Consider the following 2,021-nt stretch of genomic DNA (forward strand, 5'->3'; position numbering starts at 1 on the left):
CATCTGCACACGGATCATGTCGGTGGTCTTATGGCCGGCAACGATCGGGTCTTTCCCAATGCAATCGTGCGTGTCGACAAACGGGACACGGACTTCTGGCTTAGCGAGGCAAGCCTGCGCGCTGCTCCGGCAGAGGCGAGGCGGTTTTTTGAAGCCGCGGTCGCATCGATCACGCCCTATATGCGAGCCGGCAAGCTCGCCGTCTTCGAAGGCGACACCGACCTCGTGCCCGGCGTGCGCGCCCAGGCAGCCTACGGGCACACTCCCGGGCACACCATGTACGTGGTCGAGAGCGGGTGCGAGAAGGTCGTGCTGTGGGGCGACGTCGTGCATGTCGCTGCCGTGCAATTCAAAGATCCCTCCGTCACCATCGGGTACGATGGGGACGCTTCGGAGGCCGAAAACGTGCACAGGCTGGCTTTCGCGGATGCGGCAAAGAACGGCTACATCGTCGGCGGCGCGCACATATCGTTTCCCGGCCTGGGTCGCGTGCGCCACGACGCCGAGAATGTCTACACCTATGTGCCCTTGAACTACGGCTAGACGTTTGCCGGGAGCACAGTCGCGCGTAAGTCGTTCCGCTTCGCAAGGCAGGCTACACCTGCCCAGCGGAGGCTTCTTTTCCACTCGGCGGGACACCCAAGGGTGATCCGCAAACGTCTGCTACCAGTGCCCGAAACCATTGGTGGGCGGGGTGGGTGTGCAGTCGTTCGTGCCAGATCAGCTTGTAGAGCAGTTTCTCCGTCTCGAACGGCAGGTCTCGCACCACCAACCGGGGCTCATCAGTGACGGCGCGCCAGGGCCCGCTGAAAAAGCCAAGCGGCACGCAGGTGAGAAGGTCACTGCGCGAGACGATCCTCAGCGCGTCGGAAAAATGATTGACCACGGCAGCGATCGTCCTTGTGCGCCCCGTCAGGCTGAGCCAGCCATCCACCAATCCCAGCCCCAGGCCTGATGGGGTCACCAGAACATGCGCCGCAGCGGTGAACTGGTCCAGGGTCAGGCCCTGGGCCAGATCGTGCCCGCTGCGCATGACGCAGACATAGCGATCCGTCCGCAGACTTTGCACATGCACTTCTCTCGGCAGCGAGGCAAACATGCCTACCGCGCAGTCGAGCGTGCCGCGATCGATTGCGTCCAGCGAGGCCTCATGGGTATGGATGGCGAAAGAAACGCGGGCGCGTGGGGACGCTGCCTGTAACCTCAGTGCGATCGCGCTGACCGCTTCCATCGCCAGACTGTCTGTGATCGCGATCCGGAAACTGGTCGCGCCCGATGCGGGATCGAAGTCGTCGGGCGCGAAGGAGGCACGGATTGCCGTAAGCGAACGATGAAGTTCAGGCCACATCGCGACCATGCGTGAAGTAGGTTCGACCCCGGACGCGGTCTTGAGAAAGAGCTGGTCCTTGGTCAGCTTGCGGGCGCGCCGCAGGGCATTGCTGACCGCAGGTTGACTCATCGCCAGGCTCGAGGCCGCGCGCGTTACATTTCTTTCCAGCATGATGGCTTCAAGGACTGCGATCAGGTTCAGATCGAGGCGCACGTTATTCACCTGGGAAATGATGCTCGTGTCTAAATCTAAATTGGACGCGCCGAACCGGACAGGCAATCCTGTTTCGAACGAGCAGCCGAACACATGCGAGTGAATACGTGAACCTCGCAGCCGGTGGTAAAAGCTCCGTACAAAACAGAGGACACGTCATGAATGATCTCGCTTTCGCGGACGTATTGCCGAAGCTCACCGGCAAGATCAGCGCCGAGCGCATCCGATTGATGCGAACGCCGCGGCCGTCGAAGGAATTGATCGACGGCTTCAAGCGGATCGGCGACGCCACGAGCGTCATTTCGGATATTATGGATGAGCTTGGCATCACCGGTGTCGTCGGCGCATCGACGCTGAAGCCGACCTTGCCCTCGGCTTCGATTGTCGGTCCGGCGCTCACGGTGCGCAACATCCTGCAGCGCGAGCATGTCTACGAGACGGCGAGAAACCACGTCAATCGCATGGCGGAGTTCGAAGC

At 61.6% G+C, this 2,021-nt stretch carries 2 protein-coding genes and 1 pseudogene; 2 read left to right on the forward strand and 1 reads right to left on the reverse strand.

The window, feature by feature from the left end:
• A partial coding sequence (locus tag EN781_RS31390; RefSeq protein ID WP_145965744.1) for an MBL fold metallo-hydrolase occupies window positions 1-543 on the forward strand: 543 nt, incomplete at its 5' end.
• Between the two features lie 52 nt (window positions 544-595).
• Here the strand turns inward: EN781_RS31390 and EN781_RS31395 are convergent.
• Window positions 596-1,543: a LysR family transcriptional regulator gene (locus tag EN781_RS31395; RefSeq protein WP_245455423.1), complete on the reverse strand. Its 948-nt coding sequence runs from the start codon at window positions 1,541-1,543 to the stop codon at window positions 596-598.
• 158 nt (window positions 1,544-1,701) lie between these two features.
• Here EN781_RS31395 and EN781_RS31400 point away from each other — a divergent pair.
• Window positions 1,702-2,021 (forward strand): annotated as a pseudogene (locus EN781_RS31400) (RraA family protein); the annotation flags it as partial.

The sequence above is a fragment of the Mesorhizobium sp. M4A.F.Ca.ET.090.04.2.1 genome (assembly GCF_003999085.1).
Classification (GTDB): domain Bacteria; phylum Pseudomonadota; class Alphaproteobacteria; order Rhizobiales; family Rhizobiaceae; genus Mesorhizobium.